Genomic DNA, 21,128 nt, shown 5'->3' on the forward strand with positions numbered 1-21,128 from the left:
GTTTTTGTTGACCGCTACACAGGCTTATCTTGATTTTTTTGAAAAACTACCTCGAGAGAAGAAAAAGATCTCTAAACTCCATGAAAAAGCGTCAAATAAATTATGCAAACTTAAAGGAAAATTAAGGGCTGTGAGCCAGTTGATTGCATATAACTAATCAAATAATTTTATTAACAATTCCTGTTCAATACTTATATTTTAAGTGTCTTCATGAAACACATGAAGACATCCCTAAGCTTGAGGTTCTCTACCATCAAAAAATGAGCACAACCATAACTCGATATTTCTTGCTAAAATTCCCTTCTTAATTTATCTATATCCAACACTACTACTAACTCTGCCGAAGATGGAACTTAGCATTGCCTGGTCGGATCATTTAGGAGCAGTATTTTTTCTTGTGCCACCAAGTAATATGTTAATTAGCGATAGGCAGATCCGAATACTTAGTTGTATAGGCCGGTGAGAGCATTTCTCGCTTCATTGCCCAAGCTTTCTGAACCCCTTGCCCTGCAAACCATAATTTCCCTTTTCCACTCTGATTCAAGCCATCGACAACGCGCATCAAAGCTTCACTGTTAGCCTGTGGTTTAAATTCATCAAATAGGTTGAGTTGCGATACGCCCTGACTGAAAAAATCTCCCAATATAACCCCTGCTTTCATATACCGATGTCCATCTCGCCATATGCAATCAAGCGCATCCATAGCAACACGGACAATATCGCGTGTATCATTTGATGGTGTAAACAGCTTGCCCGTTGCTTGGTTCCCGTAAAAGGTTTCTCCAACGGCATGCGGACTGGTCCGGACAAATACGACTACCTGCCTACAATATTGCTTTTCATTACGAAGCTTTTCCGCAGCCCGTTCTGCATAGGTGAAAACCGCCTGCCGCATATCCAAATATTCAGTTATGCGAAAACCAAATGATCGTGAACACACTATCTGTTGTTTTATTGGAGCGAATTCCTCTAGCTCTAGACATTGCTCTCCCCGCAATTCACGGACAGTGCGCTCTAGCACTACATTGAAATGTTTACGAATGATATAGGTGCTTTGCTCTGACAGGTCTTTAGCCGTAGTGATCCCCATGGCGTTGAGCTTTTTGCTAATGCGTCGGCCAACACCCCACACGTCCTCTACAGGAATCAGTGACATCAGTTTTCTTTGACGTTCTGCATTCGAGAGATCCAATACACCACCTGTTTTTGTCCACTTTTTAGCGGCGTGATTGGCGAGTTTTGCAAGTGTTTTGGTTTGGGCAATGCCAACACCGACCGTCAGATGTGTGTCGCGCTTAACGCGCGCCTGAATCTCTCGACCGTAATCCTCCAAAATCCGGCAGTTACGGACACCCGTAAGATCCAAAAAAGCCTCATCAATACTGTATATCTCAATAGAAGGTGCCATATCCTCAAGAGTTGTCATCACTCTATTACTCATGTCTGCATATAGGGCATAATTAGAGCTAAATACATGAATTTTATGCTTTCTTATCTCGTCTTTTAATTTGAAATACGGTGCTCCCATGGGAATTTTCAGGATTTTCACTTCAGCGGAACGAGCTATTACACATCCGTCATTGTTGCTTAAAACCAGTACTGGTTTGCCGCGTAAATCAGGTCTGAAAACCGTTTCGCAACTAGCGTAAAACGAGTTCACATCAACCAGCGCAAACATTAGCGCACCATTGTTTTGATTGAGTGTTTTACGATGCCGAAGATTTCGAATTGATCTGGGTCGGTTATGGGGATAATGGCATGTGCTGCGTTCATGGGCCTCAGATGCAAGAAAGGTTTTATCATGAGCTGTTTAACGGTGAACTCACCTGACAGCGCTGCTACGATGATGTCACCATGTTCGGCTTTAATGGAGCTATCCACAACCAACATATCACCATCGTTGATTCCACCTTCAATCATAGAGTCACCGCTAACCTTGATGAAATAGGTTGAACTGGGATGACTGACGAGCAGATCGTTCAGATCTAATCGCTGCTCAATGTAGTCCTGAGCTGGTGACGGAAAGCCACAAGGTACTCGGTCATTGAACAACGGAAACTCTAAGATGGCGCAGATTTCCTCTGGTTTGAAAAATTTCATAATTGCAATTCCGACAGTGCTGTATGAATATACAGTAATATCTAACTACTCGATCGATCAAGCCGATTATCGGAAGTTTTAGTGAAGCCTTTGGTAAGGAAGGAAATTAATTTTCACGGCCGATTACGCGCAAGTTAGGATGAGAAAAGAACACCTAGCAGAAGTGGATATAACGCTAGAAGTGGTCATACACACCCCAATCCACCTGTTTAGTATGTGAAAAAGTGCAATCTGAGCAGACTACAGGGAATAGGTTCCCGGCGGAGATAACTCAAATAAGCGAGGTGTGTTTTTTGATCAATTAATTATCATGGACATAGCATTCACGTTACGCTTTAAGTGACATTTATCCTGCCATACTAATAAAGATAAAATTACTATCTTAAGGCTATATCTTTGTGAAATTTAGTAATTTAAAGAATATAACTTTTTAATCTCCCTAGCTTGGTACTCCATTTCAGGGAAAAGAGTTGACTCTTTGATGCCTGCATATTCTAACTCTTTAAGGAGTTTAAGCTTGGTTTCTTTTCTTATCCTCATTTTTATTAATGAATCCCCAGAATACATTTCATTCTCCAGTTCGCCAACCGGAATAAACTCATCACCATCAACAAACATCCCACCATGAAAGGTGAAATATCCATGTTGTTGTCTTATTCTAGGATTGAGGTGCGGAGCTTTAAATGGAACTATATTTGAAAAAGCTCTTTTTACATCGGAGAAAACGAAGGGAATCATTTTCCCATTGATATCCTTAGTATTTTCTAGATCTACCTTCAGCTCTAGGCTATCAAAAGAAGCTGAACTACCGGTTGAAAGGCCACAAAATGGAGAACGTTTGAAAATATTGCTTCTAAGTTCCTGAATAGATATGCCATTTAATTTAGAACTACCATCCAGTTCTTCGTCAAGACGATAGATTAGTCTCTGGAAAAAATCTGCACGAGACTTCTCTTGTACCTGCATCTCAAGGAACTCATTTAGTTCATAAGTATCATGCAGGTAGGTCGGGTCAAAAATGAAAAGCGAACCATCGCAATCTAAATCATTTATGCAACTAAAATAAAGACCTACAAGCAAATTACTTGACCAGTCCAACAAACGTGTCGGGAGGCCGTAGTGTTGCATTAACGTTAGCCACTCATATGTATCTTTATGAGTATTCGATTGGTCGGGATAACGTCTTTTAAATTCTTGAAGCATTTTTTGTTCGTGATATATAACACCAAAAGAAGGACCTTGCCTGAAAATACTAGGGAGTAATTTATGACCATAAGTAGGCTGACCTCTAAACCATAAAGTTTTAAAGTTTACCGCTACTTCGGTCAAACTAGCGGTAATACTACTCAACGTACCTTCAACTTCAATTTCTTTCATTTATAAATCCTAAAATACTTAAGAGAAATTAATTTACTCAAAATTCAGTTAGCAACATATTATTATACGACTCAAATAGAAACACCGAAAATGCGCATTAGCTTATTTCTAAGTTCCACATCACAAATGCCATCCACATCCAGAATTTTAATTAGAGCATCAATTTGCTGCTCACTGCGATGCTCATACGAAAAAACTATCTCAATCTGTTTATTAGTAAGATGTCTTATCAAATGTTCATATGCATTCATACCTGGCTTAAAAAAAGAAATAATCATATTCCACTTAAACTTCTGCTGCAGCCCTTCATGGATTTTCTTGTACTCAAAGAAGGGGCGCAACGTAGGAGCGTATTTTACTAAAATGGCTCCTTTATGCCACTCATAGTACTGCTGAACATGTTTTTTATACTGAGTAAAAATATCATATATATCAATACTATCACCTGCACTCTCAATATACTCTTTTGCCTTACTTCCCCAGCCCTTCCATTCCAGCAACTCATCTTTTGTGACAATAAAACTAGCAGTTCTTTTGCCCGTGATTGAATCATGACTAATTCTCCAGTTTGCCTGTGCTATACGCCAGTGGGAGCTGAAGTTACGTAAATTTTGTAGGAAATCATGGAGACCCGGAGTGGAAAAGAATTTATTTCTTTGTTCAAAGATATCGTCTAAAGGCCATCTTTTATTGAATGAACGTGCGATATCAACTACAGTCATTAACGATGAAGTGCTATAATATAACTTGCGTTTCACCTCACGTACAAAGTCACTTTCATTTTTCTCATATATTTTATTCCAAAAATATACATCCTTACTTCTCTCACCAAAGATAGTTATTTCATCTAACAATTCCGTAGTACTTCTTGAAAATACCCAAACAGCATCGTCAAGTTCGTTAATTCCATTCCAGAGCTGTCCACCATCTGTTCTGTCAATGGATTTCTGTACTGCACTGAAATCAGACATCATCGCTGTTTGTATGTGTTGAAGTGTCCACGGGTGAGCGATCGTTTCAAGATAGCCAGTCATCTGTAGTCCTAGGGTCAAATGAAGTATAAATGGTAATCCACGAAAACATCACTGACCCGCCCCCCAATAATTGATACAACCGTAAGTTGTTAATTGGGTTTGGTCAATGAAGCACCAGAGGTAATATACCCTATAAACGCTCAGCCTTAGTTGCAAAAGGCCGAACACCATGCCCAAAGCAAGGTATTGCTGATGCATTGTGTAGTGCAGAATTAAAAATGACCACCTCTTCAGATTTCTTCAGTACCGATTTTCCGATACATTTTGTGGTAATCCGCAGTCATATTCGTATGGTCTAAGCGCACTGTAATAACCCTTGATATAATTTGCAATTGTATTGCAAGCTTATCTAAAGACCATGCTGCCGATGACCGGTATCCACTCATTTTCCAGTCTCCGAAAGAAGCGCTCCATTGGGCTGTTATGCCAATAATTTCAACATCGACTCATGCTCTGCTGGATCCTCTAACGCCGCAGTAACTGGCGGAACTGTCTACTTGTGTAGTGACTGGATTGATCATGATTGAAAATCACTCCAGCAGGTTACAACTGGCATTCCATGCCATTTCCAACGTTTTGGTTGTCAACTTGCTGTCTGGCGAGAAAGATATTGGATAACGACGGCAGTTTTAGGCCATGGACATATCCCGGCTAGATACCATTAAAAATGCATATTTCTATGGACATGATAGCAGGAAGATAATCTATTAAATTTAATAAAATTAATTGATGTCCATGGTTGATCATCTTTCCATTACATTGACGAAGCCTTCGTTGACGTCACCGGCATCAACGCCTGCATGACATTCGAACAGTTAGGCTGCGACATTCGCGACCGCATTTATCGGGACACCCATTTGCGTGTGGGTGTCGGCATTGCGCCGACCAAAACCCTCGCCAAGCTCGCCAACTGGGCTGCCAAACGCTGGACCAAAGCCGAGAACGTGATGGATCTCTCCTTGCCACACCGTCAGCGCGAGTTGATGAAACTGGTCAAGGTCGAAGAGGTGTGGGGCGTGGGCCGGCGCTTATCGAAAAAGCTCAACCTGATGGGCATTACCACCGCGCTGCAATTGGCTGAAACCCCGACTGCGCTGATCCGTAAACACTTTGGCGTGGTGCTGGAGCGCACGGTGCGTGAATTATGTGGCGAGTCTTGTCTGGCGTTTGAGGAGGTGATTCCCAATCGACAAAATATCCTCTGCTCGCGCTCGTTTGGCGATCGCATTACCGAATATCAGGATATGCGCGAAGCCATCGCCAATTACGCGGCGCGTGCCGCAGAGAAGTTGCGCAGCGAGCGGCAATATTGCCGTCATATCGGGACGTTTATTCGCACCAGTCCGCACGATCCACATCATCCTTATTACGCCAATGCGGCCAGCCAAACCTTGATTACCCCCACCGCTGACAGTCGCGATATTATTCAGGCTACGCTCAACTGTTTAGATCGCATCTGGGTTCCCGGTAAGCGTTATATGAAAGGCGGCGTCATGCTGGGCGATTTCTTTAGCGATGGCGTGGCGCAGTTCGATCTGTTTGCGGAATATCAGCCGCGCCATAACAGTGACCAATTAATGGCCCTGATCGACAAGATGAATGCCCACCAGCGCGGCGCGCTATGGTTTGCCGGGCAAGGAATTCAGAAACCCTGGTCGATGAAGCGCGAGATGCTGTCCCCGGCCTACACCACCCGGCTGGCGGACCTGCCGGTAGCGAAGTAAGCGCTTCACGCTTGAATTATGCCAATGCGATATTCAGGCCCTGACACAACCACAGCTTAATAGCATCTGGAGAACCGGGTTCGGCGAAAAGATGTTTCAGCAGATCAAAAAAAACGCGCCAGTCAGCGTAATGCTCGTCAGTTAAGCTTCTTTCGGTCACCATAAATGGCGACCCTACAAAGGATTGGCGCGTTTTTCGTAGGGTGCGCATTCATGCGCACCTGCATACATATGCAAATTAATGCTTAACTGAGCGGCATTACAGCAGCCAGCGCGGTTTTGTACAGGTATCTGGCGTGGGTGCGTTACTTCGCTGCCCTGTGCGCCTCACAAGCGGCATTCATACCCGGATGCAGATTTACACCGGAAACGTCCGTGGTTTCTCGTGCCTTGTGCAGGTCGCATGCCGCCTGCATTGATAACCACAGGCGCGCCGCAATACCCAGCCCCGCCTCAAGCCGCACCGCCATTTCAGGGCTGACCGATGCTTTACCGCTGGCGACTTTACTCAGCGCTGAAGCTGAAACGCCAAGCTCTTTCGCCAGTACGCGCAAGCCAATATTGTTATCTTCGATGTATTCGGTGATCAGAACGCCCGGATGCGGGGGATTGAACATTGCCATCAGTGGTAGTCCTCCAGGTTAAGAATATAGGCATCACCGTCGGTGAATTCGAAGGTGATACGGCAGTTAGCCCTGACTGTTAATGAAAACAGGTTTTTCATGTCCCCTTTTAGGGGATGAAAGCGAAACCCCGGATAGTTTCTGAATTCATCCGTGGAGAGCGCTTCATCAATGACCAGAAGGCGAAGCCGAATGCGTTCCGCGTCCTGCGCCTGGACGCCGCTGATATCCTCTTCCTCAAACAACTTTGTAATCCTTTATGCTTCCAGCTTTTAATCACGTCACGCCTCCGCGTTTCCTGCTGAGAACAGCATATAATATGTTTCTCAACAGGAAACAGCTCTGGCTTTTTCTTTTTCGCCGCGCGTCACAGACTCAAGCCCTGAGCGGACCTGCCGGTACGAAGTAACCGCTTCACGCTTGAATTACACGCATGTGAATGCGATATTCAGCCCCTGATACAGCCACAGCTTAATAATATCCGGAGAACCTATGTCGAATGAAGAACGCGTAAACGAGCTGGAAGAAAACGTCAGCAGACTGGAGATTGAAGTGGCTGCCTTGCGCGAGTTAATGATTAAGCAGGTGGCGGTAAATAACATCACCTTCAAAGGGAAATATGACGAGGTGATTATTCAGCTGGCGAAAGAATATGAAGAGCGCGGCTTAGAGGACGAAAGGAATAGCCAGATGCACAAAGCGCTGCGTCAATATATCAACTACCAGCTGCCCGCCGTGGAATAAACCGATTACGCTTGCGGTTCATCGATATTGACCCCTTTCGCCCCATCACGCCCTTCACGCTTTGCCCGGTACAAGGCGTGATCGGCGTACTCCAGCAGTTTTACCGCGCTGAGAGTGGCGGACGTTGCGGTAGTGGCGCAGCCGGCACTGATCGTCACCTGCCCTTTGGGCGAAGAAATATGCGCAAGCTGCCTTAACCGCACCGCTTCAACCACTCGATGCGCAATCGTCATGCCCTCATCGAACGAGGTATCCGGCAGGATCAGCGCAAACTCCTCGCCGCCATAGCGCGCGGCAATATCGGAACGCCGCGCCACCACGGAAGCGAGCACCTCAGCGATCGCTTTCAGGCACTTATCCCCGGCAATATGGCCGTAACTGTCGTTGTAATGCTTGAAGAAATCGATATCCATCATGATCAGCGTGAGCGGTTTACCGCTGGCGGCGGCGTGGGCCAGCGCCTGATGCAGGAAACGATCAAACTCCCTTCGATTCGCCAGACCGGTTAAACCATCAACGTGCGCGAGTTTATTCAGAGCGAGGTTGGCGCTGTGCAGTTCGTCGCGCAACTGAGTCAATTCCTGCTGATAGCGCAACACGCTACGCGCCTGACGCAGCTGGAAGATGCCGAGCAGCAAGATGGTCAGCAGCAGGATGATGCTGAGCAGAATATCCTGTGCCCGACGGTTGACCCACACATGGAACAGATCGTCGCTGTTGTAACCGGCGGCGACGATAATCGGGTAACGATCGGAACGCGCAAAACCAAAGATCCGCGCCTGGCCATCCAGCACCGATTTCCACTGCCCGCTGCCGCGATCCATTTTCGCCAGCATCTCCTGGAATAGCGGGCTGGCTGAGAGATTTTTGCCGATGTAACTGTCAGGCATCGGACGCGCATACAGCACCGTGCTGTCAGCCAGCATCAACACCAGCACATCGCGCGCACCGAGCTCGTAATAGCTGTAGAAGCGACGGAAAAAATCGACCTTGATGGTGGCCAATAACACGCCCTTAAAGCCACCGCTGGCATCACTGACGCGCAGGGAAACGGGGATCACCAAATCACCGGTGCTGCGGCTGTTGATCACCGGGCCGATATGCACGCTGTTGCGGCGGTTATTGCGTTGAAAAGTGAAGTATTCGCGATCGGAGTTATTAATATTGTTGGGGGCGTGCTCGGCGGAGGTGGCGATCCACTTGCCATCTTGATCGTAGTAGAACAAGCCGTGCAACTGCGGCAAACGGCGCTGTAATTCGCGCATGGTGTTACTCAGGTCAGGGCCCTGAATGCGCGTTGCCAGCTGTAGCTGCAGATCACGCTGTACCTGACGCAGCGACAGCTCGGTCTGCAGAAAGGTATCTTCTGCCTGACGCGACTGTGATAACGCCAGATTCATCGCGGATTCCTGAGTCTGACGCACGGTCGCCAGCCAGTCTTCACGCAAGGTCCAGATACTCATACTGGCTACGGTGATCAACAGCAGCAGTCCAGAGAGCACAATGCTTTTCAGTAAACCGCCGTCAGAAGAGAGCGGCTTATCCATTTTTCTTTTTAACTGCATGTTGTCCTCTGTCTTTCCCTCCACAGAGTTAAGCAGGTAAACCATGCATCAGTAGACGAATGCGGATATTTTTCGGTCCATTGATAACTCCTATGACCAGTTGCGAAATATTACTGTAGTCTGGTTCCACCACACTCAGTGGCAGTAACACACAGCACGCGTTTACACGATCACTTCGGTATTCATCTCGACCAGCCCGCTACGAGCGGGCTTTTTTTTGCTGAAGATGCAGGAAAACGGGGCGGAGCAATCAACTCCGCCCCGCGCATTAGGCTGCGACGGTCAGCGCTTTTTTGCTGCGCGACCAGACGCGATGGGATGCCATCACCGAGAGGAAGTCCGCCATAAAGGTGCCTTCGGCTTTCACATCTTCCACCAGCCCTTCCTCGGCCTCGTTGTCCTGCACGTTGAACTGCGCCTTGAACCGGCGCGCATCACCGCTCAGACCGATGGCTTTGAGGTGCTTGTAGGCTTCCAGCAGGAAATAGCGCGCATCGCCGCTCAGCAACAACGCATCGATATTGCCATCCGGCACAATCACCGCATCAAAGGTCAGAGAAGGAAGACCGGTAAAGGTGGCATCGACCGGCAGCACCGAGCCATCATCCGCCAGCACTTGTCCCATGTGCGCTGCCAGAATTTTGGCATGCACACCCTGCGCTTTCAGCGCCTGCAGAATTGCCAGCACGTCGGCCGCTTTCACGCCGTCACTCAGCAGTAACGCCACCTGACGGCCTTTAATGTCGCCGCTCGGTTGTGCATACAGACTCAGGCTGTCATCTTTTTTCAGGCCGTTGACCTCTTTCGGCGGAACGGTGTTGAGCTGCTCATCACTCAGCTTCAGCCCCAGATTGGTGGCCACAGCCTGCGCCAGCGTGACGTCAATCTGCAGCAGATGATCGACCACGCGCTCGCGGATGTAAGGGCGCGCCACCTTGCTGAGCTCAAACGAATAAGCGCCGATGATATGCAGCTGCTCTTCCGCCGTCTGACTCAGCCAAAACAGCCGTGGCTGCGAGTAATATTCGCCAAACGATGGGCTGCGCTCGCGCACCTTGCTGCCTTCCACCCGCTCCTGATAGCTCTCGAATCCGCCCTCTTTCGCCGCTGGCGGCACTTCACGCGGCCAGTTGTTGTTGATGGAGTTCGGTTCGTAGTTGGCCGGATTGGTATCGATTTCCGTACGATGCATGCCCTGACGCTGGAAGTTGTGGTACGGGCAAACCGGACGATTGATCGGGATCTCATGGAAGTTCGGCCCACCCAAACGGCTGATTTGCGTATCGGTGTAGGAGAACAAACGGCCCTGCAACAGCGGATCGTTGGTGAAATCCAGCCCCGGCACGATGTGGCCCGGATGGAACGCCACCTGTTCGGTCTCGGCGAAGAAGTTATCCGGATTACGGTTAAGCACCATTTTGCCGACCAGTTCGACCGGCACCAGCTCTTCGGGGATCAGTTTGGTGGCATCGAGAATGTCGAAATCGAATTTGAACTCATCCTCTTCCGGGATCAGCTGCAGGCCGAGCTCATATTCCGGGAAATCGCCGGCTTCAATCGCTTCCCACAGATCGCGGCGGTGGAAATCGGGATCGCGGCCGGTCAGCTTCTGCGCTTCATCCCACAGCAGCGAGGCTTTGCCCGCCACCGGTTTCCAGTGGAAACGCACGAAGGTGGCTTTACCCTCGGCGTTAATCAGGCGGAAAGTATGGATGCCGAAGCCTTCCATGGTGCGGTAGCTGCGCGGAATGCCGCGATCCGACATCGCCCAGATGACGTTATGCAGCGTTTCAGGTTGCAGCGACACATAATCCCAGAAGGTATCGTGGGCGCTCTGCCCCTGCGGGATTTCGTTGTGCGGCTCGGGTTTCACCGCATGCACGAAGTCCGGGAATTTATGCGCATCCTGAATGAAAAACACTGGCGTGTTGTTGCCGACTAAATCAAAAACGCCCTCATCGGTATAGAACTTGGTGGCGAATCCACGGATATCGCGCACGGTGTCAGCCGATCCTGCGCCACCCTGCACGGTGGAAAAACGCACGAAGACGGGTGTGATTTTTTCGGCATCGCTGAGGAAGCCCGCTTTGGTCAGTTTTTCCAGCGATCGATAAGGCTGGAAATAGCCGTGCGCAGCCGAACCGCGCGCATGCACGATACGCTCAGGAATACGTTCGTGGTCAAAATGCGTGATTTTTTCGCGCATGATGAAGTCTTCAAGCAGCGTAGGTCCGCGCGAACCGGCACGCAGCGAGTTCTGATCGTTGGCGATGCGCGTGCCCTGATTGGTGGTCAGGTCGGCGTTTTCACCATTTTTACGGTACTCATCGAGCTGCTCAAGTTTGCTGTTTTGCGTGGCGGGCGCTTTCAGGCTGCCGGGCGCGGTAGGCTGCTTGCCCGGCGGCGTCGGTTCAGCGGCAGGTTTATGTCCACCGCCTTGCGGTGCTAAATCACCTAATCCTGGCTCAGAGGTTTCTGGCCCTTTGTGCGGCGCGGTATGGGTTAAATTCTGTTCTTTTTTATCTTTCGACATGTGACATGCTCCTCCAGTTAAGACCCTATTAACTGTAGAGCATAAAAACATTTATATTTCGCTTCGCTTATAAATGATGTTTAAAGAGATTAATGAGGTGGATGTAAAGTGAGGTTATTTTAAGCGAACCGTTTATTTAATTTTTTATTAATAAGATTAATCCTGATAAAACCCGCTGCGCTTTATTTCATAGCTATTTTCCGGTGCGCATAAATGCGCACCCTACAAAACCTCGCGAATCCTTCGTAGGGTCGCCATTAATGGCGACCCAAAATACAACGCGACGAAAAATGCGTTATGAACGCGTTAAGGTTTCAAAATCACCTTGGTCCAACCCGCATCACGATCGTCGAAATGGCGATACGCTTCAGGTCCTTCGGCCAGAGACAATCGATGAGAAATAATACTCGCCGGATGCGCTTTGTCGGTGGCAATTAATCGCGCGAGCTGGCGGTTATAGGCTTTGACGTTGGCCTGGCCGGTACGGATCGACTGCCCTTTAAACCAGAAGCTGCCGAAATCGAACGGCATTTTACCCACTTTAGCTAACTCGCTGGCCGCGCCGGGATCCTGCGGGATAAACACGCCGACCACGCCAATGCCGCCGGTGGCTTTAGTGGAGGCGACCAGGCTGTTCATGGTGGCGCTGTTATCTTCGTGCCCATGTTGGTTACAGCATTGATAACCCACGCATTCACAGCCGCAATCTGTGCCGCGTCCATCCGTAAGATCAAGGATTTGCTGCACCGCTGCGTCGCCCACGGCATTGATGCCCGTTGCGCCCATCTGCTCCGCCAACGCCAGGCGATCGGGGTGCGTATCCACCACAAACACCTGCGACGCGCCTTTGATGATCGCCGAATGCGCGGCCATCAAACCTACCGGACCCGCGCCGTAGATGGCGACGCTATCGCCCGGCCGCAGGCCTGCCAGTTCGGTCGCGTGCCAGCCGGTGGGGAAAACGTCCGACAGCATCACGTAATCTTCCTCTTTCTCCACCGCATCCGGCGGCAGCAGCAAACAGTTAAAATCGGCGAACGGCACGCGCAACAGCTCGGCCTGGCCACCTTCCCACGCGCCCATTTCAGCAAAGCCGTAGGCGGCTCCTGCGGTGCCGGGATTGGCGGTCAGGCAGAAACCGGTCAAACCTTTCTCGCAGTTTTCACAGAAGCCACAGCCGACGTTGAACGGCATACAAACGTAGTCGCCAACCTTGATGCGTTCTACGCCGCTCCCCACTTCCACCACTTCGCCGAGGTTTTCATGACCAAAGATGCGTCCCTGTTCGAAACTGGTACGTCCTTCGTACATATGTAAATCGGAGCCGCAAATATTGGTGGTGGTAATACGAATAAGCGCATCGGTAGGACGCACAATTTTTGCATCAGGGACATTTTTAACCGAGACATCAAAAGGTCCGTTATAGACGATAGCTTTCATAATTTATTTTCCTGAGTGGTAACACTTTTTAATTCGAATAAGGAGATAAGCACAGCGCTAATTTAACGGCGCGCTTATCTTAAGAAATAAAAAACCGCGTCTACACACCCTGGCATAAATAATTCAGTTGTGCTTTTTTCAATTACCGCTGCGTTTGGCGTGCAGCCGCGCATATTTGTGCCAGACTTAAAATCGTGTGAGCAGGAAAATCCATGGAGAGCGTATGAAACAGGTTGTTTTAGCTTCAGTAATAATGATGTTCAGCGTTGGCGTGAGCGCAGCGGAAGGCGGTTACAAATCAGGTGAAACAGCACCGCCGCAGCATAATCAGGATGCCGGTTATAAAGGTTCGGAAGACACCGCGCAAACACCGATTTCACGTATTCGTGATTTCCGTCAGGGCGGCTATGTCACGCTCGAAGGCCATATTATTGAAAAGCTGAAAGGTGATAGCTACAAATTCCGTGATGATACCGGCACGATTATCATTAATGCTGAGAAGCCAGCATTCAAAGAGAAAACTTACTCAGCCAGTGATAAAGTTCGCGTCAGTGGAAAAGTGTATGGACGTGGCGAACAAACTACCTTGAGAGTATCGCGGATTGAAGAACCTTAAGGTTACGCATTTATTACCTTAAGAATAGCGGGTGAGTGCATGGCTTTTCATCCTCACCCTTTTTAGGCCATATAGCGCAGTAGATAATCACTTTCACATATAAGTTTTTCGCCATTCCTGGCGCACTATTTTGCGGGTATATTAGCTCGCATGTAGTGAATAGAACTCGTAAGAGTCTGAATGAGTTTTTATGGATAGAACGATTTATATTGTTGACGATGACCCCGCCGTCATCAACGCGCTGCAAAATCTTCTGAGCTCAGAAGGCTACCTGATCTCGACCTTTACCTCCCCCGCTGAATTTTTACATCAGCCGCATTACCGTACCCCGAGCTGTTTAATTGTCGATATGAATATGCCGGGCCTTGACGGCTTTGATGTCTCGCAGGATCTCACCGCGCGCGGATACACCATTCCCACCATTTTCCTCACCGGCTTTGGCACCATTCCCCTGACGGTTCGCGCGATGAAAGCGGGCGCCTTTGAGTTTCTCACCAAACCGGTGATGCCGGATGACCTGATACAAGTGGTATCCGCTGCCATGGCGCTGGCTGAAAAAAGCGCGGCACTCGCACAGGAAAGAGTTGTGCTCACCGGGCGTTATCACTCTTTAACGCCACGGGAAATGGAATTGATGCAGTTTGTCATTCGCGGCTTATTAAATAAGCAGATTGCTGCCGAAATGGGCATCAGTGAAATTACGGCAAAAGTGCATAAACGCCGCGTAATGGAAAAAATGGCGGTGCGTTCGGTTTCAGAATTAGTGCGAGCCGCTGAGAAACTTCATTTACTGCAAGATGAATAACGTCAGGCGTTAAACGATAACTGTACGATCAGCCTCCCGCGAAATAGCGCGGGAAGATCAGATTCTCTATTTCCCCGCATTCAGCGGCAGGGTAAAGCTAAATACGCTGCCGCCCTGCGGGCGGTTTTCCGCATTCAGCACACCACCATGACGTTTGATTATTTCGTTACTGATGGTCAGGCCCATTCCCATTCCTTCCGCTTTGGTGGTGTAGAAAGAGTCGAATATCTTACCGATAACCTCTGCCGATAATCCGCTGCCGTTGTCGGCAACTTCAATACGAATAAGGTTAGCGTCAGGATTGCAGGATGAGAGCCGCAGGATACGCGCCCCGGCATTATCGGCCATCGCCTCAATGGCATTAATCACCAGATTCAGCAGCACCTGCTGAATCTGCACGCGCTCGCAAAACACCTCATCCCATTCAGCTTTGATATCCAGTTCCAGCGCCACGAAGCGGCGCTCAAGTTCCAGGCGCGACAAGGTCAAAATATCGCGCGCCAGCAGATGCAGCCTGGCCGATCCATACTCCGCGACATTGTTGCGCGTCAGTGACTGCAGGCCGCGAATAATTTCGCCAGCGCGCCGTCCTTCGTTAATGATCTCCTCAATGCTCTCGCTGGCTTTTTTCAGCTGAGCCGGATCGCGCTTCAACCAGCGCAGGCTGGCGCCAGCATTGGCCACAATCGACATCAGCGGCTGATTGATTTCATGGGCGATCGATGAGGTCAGCTGTCCTACCGTGGTGGCGCGCGCCACGCGAGCCAGCTCCGCCTGCGCAATTCTGGCGGCATCTTCGGACTGACGCTGCGCGGTGATATCCGTCAGCGTACCGAAGTATTCGGCGACATCCGGCCAGTTCTCCACCGGCTCGCCGATGCCTTTGATATAACGGCATTCGCCGTCATCACGGATGATGCGGAATTCAGCCTGCATGCTTACGCCATGCGCCACGCTGGATTCAATCAGCGCTTTCAGGCACTGAATATCGTCTGGATGTACCCGCCGCTGAAACTCGGCCATCGAGGTGCTCACCTGCCCGGTGGGCAGCCCCATAATGCGTTTATATTCGTCCGAAATCAGCTGGATATCCGGCCCGAGATGCCAGTGCCAGGTGCCGGTATTACTGATTTTTTCACCCAGCATCAAGGAGGTCTGGCTGGCGCGCAGCTGTTTTTCAATTTTCCGCCGCTGGATGTTCTCCTCCACCAGCTCGGCATACAGCCGCGCCGTTTCCAGAGAAACCGCGGCCTGCGCGCCTAACATCGAGACAATTCGCGAGTGCTCCGCAGTGAAAACGTCCGGCATTAGACGGTTTTCCAGATAGAGCACGCCCACCATCTGCGCCTGGCGGAACATCGGCACGCACATCACCGCCGCGCCGGAGGCGACCAGATAGTTATCCTGACTAAACGGGCTGAACACTTCCGGCCTGCCGGTACGGATTTCCTGTCCGGTGCGGATCACCGCCGAGAGAATCGACAGCGGCAGATCGGTCGCCACCGGCAATTCATTAACGATTTTGACTCTGACGCCTTCCACCGTGGATGACGCGCGCGCCTGAATTTCCGGCACATTGCCGTCGATAAGACGAATCAAAATACAGTGCTGCGCCCCGGCGCGCTCCACCAGCATCATCATCAAAATATGGATCAGCCGATCGAGATTAATCTCTTCGGTCAGCGCGCGCATCGCCGTTACCATGCTTTGCAGGTCGCTGATCGCCGCACTCTGCTCAAAGGTCACGGTGTTTAACGCGCTCTGCGGCGGGTGCGCCGCCAGATGCGGATAGTGCATTTCAAGCTGGCGCACCTTGGCGCCCGCGCCCCAGCGATCCCAGGCGGCAAGCGCGCCTTTAATGTAGCTCTCGGCAGCGAACGCCATGCCGCGTGCATTGGCGCAGCGCGCAGCCAGTTCGCATGCCAGACCGTTGATCGGATGGAACTGCCCTTTGCGCGACAGCTCAATGGCTTTTTCAAACTGCTCCAGCGCCGCGCCGCTGTTATCCTCCAGCCTGAGCAGTTCGGCGCGCAGCAGCGCTTCTTTGTCGGCGAAGGTGCCGGCGTTCTCCGCTGCCCAGGTGATGATTCTCTCGAGATGGCGCTGCAGTTGCTGCCGCTGCGTGGCATCAAGCTCATTCGGTTGCAGCGGTATGGTGAGCGAAAGCGCGCTGTAGAGGTGGAAATCCAGCATATGCACATGGCCGGGAATCACGTCAGTGAGCGGCGCGGCATCGCTGAACTGGCGATGGGCGGCGGCATACTCACCGGCAAAGAAGTGCGCCATGCCTTTGTACAGCCGCGCCCAGAACTGCATCAAAAACAGCGGTTCAATGGCGTGTTCGGGTTGCACCACGTTTAGCGCGGGCGCATGGAAATCATCGCCGGACAATGTCTCACCGGCTGGCTTACGCAGGAACATCACGTAATCCAGTTGCATGCCGAGAATCACTTCCACATCGCGATACTGCGCTTTGCGCACATAGACCATGCCGCGCATGATCGAAGTATGCACGCCATCAAGATGGTCACCGCGCGCCAGGCAATTCATGGTGAGATGGCGCAGCGCCAGACACGCCGACGTGCGATCGCCGATATCAACCGCCACATCAAAGGTCGCTTTAGCGCAATCGATGGCGTAACTGAGCGGCATGGTCCAGACGCTCACCTGATCCAGCGGCATCAGCGTGCGCGCTTTGTAGCTGACGAAATCGTGCTTATACACCAGCTCACGGGCCAGCAGCGCGCTGGCAAATCCACGGCTGTATTCGTCGAACTGATCGCCACACACCACGCCGTACCAGGCAAGCGCCAGCGTGGAGGCACCGCTGATGCCCTTCTCCATCGTCAGATGCAGAAGTTTGCATAGGATAATGAACTGCAGCCGTGGGCTGATAAAGGCGGCGAAGGTGCTGGCGCTGGCCATCAGGTTCATCACCGCTTCGGTTTTGTGGCAGGTTACTCGCGGCAGGGAACGGAAACGCGTGTAGGGATTTTTGCCAACATCCTTTTTCAATAGCTGCCTGGCGACATCGCACTCGGCTTTATCCGGATAGCGCTGCAGATGAATGCCAAACACCGCCAGCCAGGCCAGCGCGGTTTCCAGCGCCAGCTGGCTATCGGACTGACGCATATGAATTTCAGCAATCAGCGTCGCCGCTTCGGCTTTATCAGTGACCGCACCGGGCGTGGCGAGAATCTCTGAACTCAACGCCAGCGCGCCCGATAAGTTGCCGTTTAAAAACTCACACTCCGCTTGCTCAAACAAAAACAGGCCGTTCTCTTCAACGCCTGATTCTGCGTTCAGCGCTCGGGCGGTGTGCAAGAAACGCAGCGCGGAAGCGTAATCGCCCATAATTTTCGCGCGTCGGGTGGCGTTTAATAACAGCAGACCGAACGCAGCGGCTTCAGGCGTTAAAAGTGCGCGGTTTTGCAGCGTGATGGTGTGATGCGCGGCACTGAACAGCAGCGCATGCGCGTTATCCTGGCGCGCGGCCTGCATGTAATAGCGCGCGGCGGCAAAGTGAAAATCATCTTTTTCTGCCGACGAAAGCATCTTCAGCGCGGCCTCATGCATGCTGTCATGCATAAAGGCGTAGCTGTGATCGGTCAGCGAGATCAGCCGGGCCTCAGCCGCAGGGTGCAGCGTGGCGTAAAGGGCGCTAACCGTCGTATCGAGAATACCGGCCAACACCGGCAGATCGCCGCTACTGCCGATGCAGGCCAATCGGCCCAGCAGCTGGCGTACCGGCAGCGCGAGCAACTGCAGCTGTTGCAGCACGCTGGCTGCAACGTTCGCGGTGTAATGGCAGTTTCTCAGCGCGTGCGGATTGTAGGTCCATTTATGGGATGCGACGTGCGTGATGTGGTGATCGCGCACCGCCTGGCGGTAAAACTCACGCGTGGCGAGCGGATTTCCTGCGGTTTTTTCATGGATGATCTGCGCAAGCTCGGTGGTCTCCGCGCTGCGCGTGTGAAAAATGCCGGCCAGCCAGCTGGCGATATTTTTCACCGACAGCGGCTCGGGCGTGACATCCACAATGCGCGTGGCCGCCGCACGAATCCGATCCAGGCTGGCGACCACCGTCGGACAGGGCAACGAGGCGTGATCGCGGTGAGAGATCACCAGCAACAAGGGAATATCGTCGCTGGAACGCAGCAGATTCTGCAGCAGCTGCAAGGTCGCCTGATCGGCCCAGTGCACATCATCAATCAGCAGGATCAGCGGCCGTCCCGGCACCGTAAAGGCTTTCACCAGGCTGCAGGCCACCAGATTCAGGCGATTGCGCGCATCCAGCGAGCGCGCATCCGCCTGCACGCTGGCTTTGTGGTTGAGCAAGATGCCCAGCTCGGGCACCAGATTGACGGCCAGCCCAACATAATTCCCCAGTTGACGCGTGATGTGTGTTTTCCAGCGCGCCATCTCTTCGGCGGGCAACCCGAGCAGATGCAGCGTCAGCGATCGAAACGCCGAGGTGAATACCGCGTAGGGCAGAATGGGTGAGTGCTGATCGGCTTTGGTCACCGTCAGCAGCGCGTTTTTTTCCCGCAGAATTTTAAGCGCCGAGGCAATCAGCGACGATTTTCCGGCACCGGGCGCGCCGCCAATCGCCACCATGCAGTGTTTCCCGCTGCTGCACACCTCATCAAACGCCGCCAGCATCTCGCTGGCCTGAGCATGGTCGCTGTACAGCACATCGGATAACAGCGTCGAGGTCGGCACATCCTGTAAGCCCAGCGCGAAGGATTCAACCACGCCGTCAGGCATCAAATTGGATTCACAGCGGCGCAGATCGGCCAGCACGCCTTCAACGGTTTGATAACGCTGCTCCGGCGATTTGGTTAGCAGGCGTAAAATAATGGATGAGAGCACCAGCGGCACATCTTTGCGCAGCCGGTGCGGCGGCAGCGCTTCGGAGGCAATGTGATGGTGCACCCATTCAGCCGCGCCACCTTCGGCGCTGCCATAGGGAAGCTTGCCGGTGAGCAATTCGTAAAGCACGATGCCCAGGCTGTAGAGATCGCTGACCTGGCTGACCGCGTGCACGGTGCGCGAGGTATGTTCAGGCGACATGTAGGCCAGTGTTCCGCCGGTCACCGAGGCGCGCAGCGGCTGCTGTGAGTCCGCTTCGATAAACGCCAGGCCAAAGCCGCCCAGCACCACGTCGCCTTGATCGGTGAAGAAGAAATTGGCCGGTTTGATGTCGCCGTGTACCAAGCCTTGCTGATGCAGCTTGCTGAGCGCGTTACACAGCAGCACGGCGCAGCTGATGAACTTCTGAATTTTACCCGCTGGCAGGCGCAGATAATCCGCCAGTGTTTGGTAGCGGAAGGCAGGATAAATCAGGGCGTAGCGCCCCTGATATAAGGTGTGACGCAGCGGTTTTAGCGCCCAGCTTTCCGTTAATAAGGTGCGCAGCGCATACTCATTTTTCAGCAGTTGCGTCACCTGAAACACCGCCTCTTCGGCCGCCGCCGTGGCCAGCACAAAGCACTCACCGGAGATCAGGTGACGGCATTCGATCCATTCCACCTGCCCTTCCTGCGCCAGAGGGGTGAAAACGATGTCATCCGCCAGCACCAGCGCCGCGTCATCCGAGATATTTAACGACAGGAAAAGCGTGCTCATTGGCGCGCCGCCTGGGAGGAAAACGCCAGGCGAATATGTTCGAACAGCAGGTCGATATCAATGGGCTTTCGCATAAAGGTTATCGCGCCTAGATTGATGGCATACCAGAGCATATTCTCATCGCCGTTGCCGGAGATGATGATTCCGGGTGGGTTCTCGAGACGCTCTACCAGCGCACGGAACAACTCAAAGCCCGACATGCCTTTGAGCTCAACATCAATAATAAACAGCGCAGCGTCTTTTAGCGCCGTCTCGTCCGCTAATAACGCTTCAGCCGACTCAAATGCCTGCGTTGCGTATCCTTCCGACTGAAGCAGATTGCTCAAACCACTGCGAACAGATCGTTCATCATCAACAACGACAATGCGCTGCGACAGCTGCATGCTGTGTTCCTTCATTATTATTCACTGCCTGCGGCGCGTCCTCAGGACGTTTTGTCACGCGAGGGCGGCGGCGTGCCACTGATTTTAGGCACACACTCGTGACGAAACCAGGCCAGCGTGACCGGCTGACGGTTAATCAGGCGCTTGCACAGCGGGATAATCTGTTCGCCGACCAGCATACCAAACAGGCCAAGCAGCGCAATCACGGGCGGAGCCGGGGAGTTGACGTCGATAACGGCATAAATAATCCCGACTAAAATACCGACGGAGAACGATATCGCATAGGTTTTCAGCATGTTTAACCCGCCTGTTTTGCGGTGAGCGTGGCGGGAGGTAGCGGCCTGTCCGCGGCCATCGCGCGCGACGTTTTATCGACGGGCGCGGCAGAGGCCACCGGATGGGTCAATTTTCCGCCCAGCGAACTGCCCACGATCATGCCCAGCAAGCCCACCAGCGCCACGGCGGGTGGCGCCGGCGATCGCACGTTGAGTAAGGCGTAAATCAGGCCGATAAACACGCCCGCCGCCAGAGAAATCAGTAAAGGACTCACCGGTCC

General features: G+C 51.6%; 15 protein-coding genes and 3 pseudogenes. 4 read left to right on the forward strand and 14 right to left on the reverse strand.

Annotated features, from left to right (window positions below; translation table 11 throughout):
• Positions 1-415 precede the first annotated feature (415 nt).
• The 5 genes and pseudogenes from umuC (HX773_RS02045) to HX773_RS25870 all read right to left on the reverse strand — a co-directional run.
• The gene (gene umuC / locus HX773_RS02045; RefSeq protein ID WP_176970225.1) at positions 416-1,678 is read right to left on the reverse strand and encodes a translesion error-prone DNA polymerase V subunit UmuC; all 1,263 of its coding nucleotides are present in this window, start codon (positions 1,676-1,678) and stop codon (positions 416-418) included.
• Entirely contained in the window at positions 1,678-2,100 is a 423-nt protein-coding gene (gene umuD / locus HX773_RS02050) for a translesion error-prone DNA polymerase V autoproteolytic subunit (RefSeq protein WP_176970226.1), read from the reverse strand. The genes umuC (HX773_RS02045) and umuD overlap by 1 nt, the downstream gene beginning before the upstream one ends.
• Before the next feature lie 405 nt (positions 2,101-2,505).
• Entirely contained in the window at positions 2,506-3,477 is a 972-nt protein-coding gene (locus HX773_RS02055; protein WP_176970227.1) for an FRG domain-containing protein, read from the reverse strand.
• 71 nt (positions 3,478-3,548) lie between these two features.
• Entirely contained in the window at positions 3,549-4,511 is a 963-nt protein-coding gene (locus HX773_RS02060) for a hypothetical protein (protein ID WP_176970228.1), read from the reverse strand.
• Positions 4,512-4,751: 240 nt separating this feature from the next.
• Positions 4,752-5,128, reverse strand: a pseudogene (locus HX773_RS25870) (IS3 family transposase); the annotation flags it as partial.
• Between the two features lie 141 nt (positions 5,129-5,269).
• On the opposite strand from HX773_RS25870, the pseudogene umuC (HX773_RS02065) reads away from it, so the two are divergent.
• Positions 5,270-6,235 (forward strand): annotated as a pseudogene (gene umuC / locus HX773_RS02065) (translesion error-prone DNA polymerase V subunit UmuC); the annotation flags it as partial.
• Positions 6,236-6,540: 305 nt separating this feature from the next.
• Here the strand turns inward: umuC (HX773_RS02065) and HX773_RS02070 are convergent.
• Positions 6,541-6,858 (reverse strand): HigA family addiction module antitoxin, encoded by a 318-nt coding sequence (locus HX773_RS02070; RefSeq protein WP_176970229.1) that lies wholly within the window; start codon positions 6,856-6,858, stop codon positions 6,541-6,543.
• Positions 6,858-7,138: pseudogene (locus HX773_RS02075) on the reverse strand (type II toxin-antitoxin system RelE/ParE family toxin). Before HX773_RS02075 ends, HX773_RS02070 begins: the two are co-directional and overlap by 1 nt.
• Positions 7,139-7,350: 212 nt before the next feature.
• Between HX773_RS02075 and HX773_RS02080 the strand changes: the two are divergent.
• Positions 7,351-7,602: a hypothetical protein gene (locus HX773_RS02080; protein ID WP_176970230.1), complete on the forward strand. Its 252-nt coding sequence runs from the start codon at positions 7,351-7,353 to the stop codon at positions 7,600-7,602.
• 5 nt (positions 7,603-7,607) lie between these two features.
• On the opposite strand, the gene HX773_RS02085 is transcribed toward HX773_RS02080, so the two are convergent.
• The 3 genes from HX773_RS02085 to HX773_RS02095 form a co-directional block, all read right to left on the reverse strand.
• Complete coding sequence (locus HX773_RS02085) at positions 7,608-9,167, reverse strand: sensor domain-containing diguanylate cyclase (protein ID WP_176970231.1); 1,560 nt, start codon at positions 9,165-9,167, stop codon at positions 7,608-7,610.
• A 268-nt stretch (positions 9,168-9,435) separates the two neighbouring features.
• Positions 9,436-11,700 carry a catalase HPII gene (gene katE / locus HX773_RS02090; RefSeq protein ID WP_176970232.1) on the reverse strand — a complete coding sequence of 755 codons (2,265 nt, stop codon included), beginning with the start codon at positions 11,698-11,700 and terminating at the stop codon, positions 9,436-9,438.
• A gap of 306 nt (positions 11,701-12,006) precedes the next feature.
• Positions 12,007-13,140 carry a glutathione-independent formaldehyde dehydrogenase gene (locus HX773_RS02095; RefSeq protein ID WP_176970233.1) on the reverse strand — a complete coding sequence of 378 codons (1,134 nt, stop codon included), beginning with the start codon at positions 13,138-13,140 and terminating at the stop codon, positions 12,007-12,009.
• A gap of 223 nt (positions 13,141-13,363) precedes the next feature.
• On the opposite strand from HX773_RS02095, the gene HX773_RS02100 reads away from it, so the two are divergent.
• Positions 13,364-13,756, forward strand: coding sequence for a YgiW/YdeI family stress tolerance OB fold protein (locus tag HX773_RS02100; protein ID WP_176970234.1), 393 nt, complete (start codon positions 13,364-13,366; stop codon positions 13,754-13,756).
• A 190-nt stretch (positions 13,757-13,946) separates the two neighbouring features.
• A complete protein-coding gene (locus HX773_RS02105; protein WP_176970235.1) occupies positions 13,947-14,561 on the forward strand; it encodes a response regulator transcription factor in 615 nt (204 codons plus the stop codon).
• A 66-nt stretch (positions 14,562-14,627) separates the two neighbouring features.
• Here the strand turns inward: HX773_RS02105 and HX773_RS02110 are convergent, their stop codons facing one another.
• From HX773_RS02110 to HX773_RS02125, 4 genes are read right to left on the reverse strand one after another with little or no spacing between them, the layout of a single operon-like run.
• The gene (locus HX773_RS02110) at positions 14,628-20,189 is read right to left on the reverse strand and encodes an ATP-binding sensor histidine kinase (protein ID WP_176970236.1); all 5,562 of its coding nucleotides are present in this window, start codon (positions 20,187-20,189) and stop codon (positions 14,628-14,630) included.
• Positions 20,186-20,572: a response regulator gene (locus HX773_RS02115; protein WP_176970237.1), complete on the reverse strand. Its 387-nt coding sequence runs from the start codon at positions 20,570-20,572 to the stop codon at positions 20,186-20,188. Before HX773_RS02115 ends, HX773_RS02110 begins: the two co-directional genes overlap by 4 nt.
• A 41-nt stretch (positions 20,573-20,613) precedes the next feature.
• Positions 20,614-20,868 (reverse strand): XapX domain-containing protein, encoded by a 255-nt coding sequence (locus HX773_RS02120; protein ID WP_176970238.1) that lies wholly within the window; start codon positions 20,866-20,868, stop codon positions 20,614-20,616.
• A gap of 2 nt (positions 20,869-20,870) precedes the next feature.
• On the reverse strand, positions 20,871-21,122 hold the full coding sequence (locus HX773_RS02125; RefSeq protein WP_176970239.1) for a DUF1427 family protein: 252 nt from the start codon (positions 21,120-21,122) through the stop codon (positions 20,871-20,873).
• Positions 21,123-21,128 lie beyond the last annotated feature (6 nt).

Origin of the sequence: Pantoea sp. B9002 (assembly GCF_013385945.1) — a bacterium.
Lineage (GTDB): Bacteria > Pseudomonadota > Gammaproteobacteria > Enterobacterales > Enterobacteriaceae > Pantoea.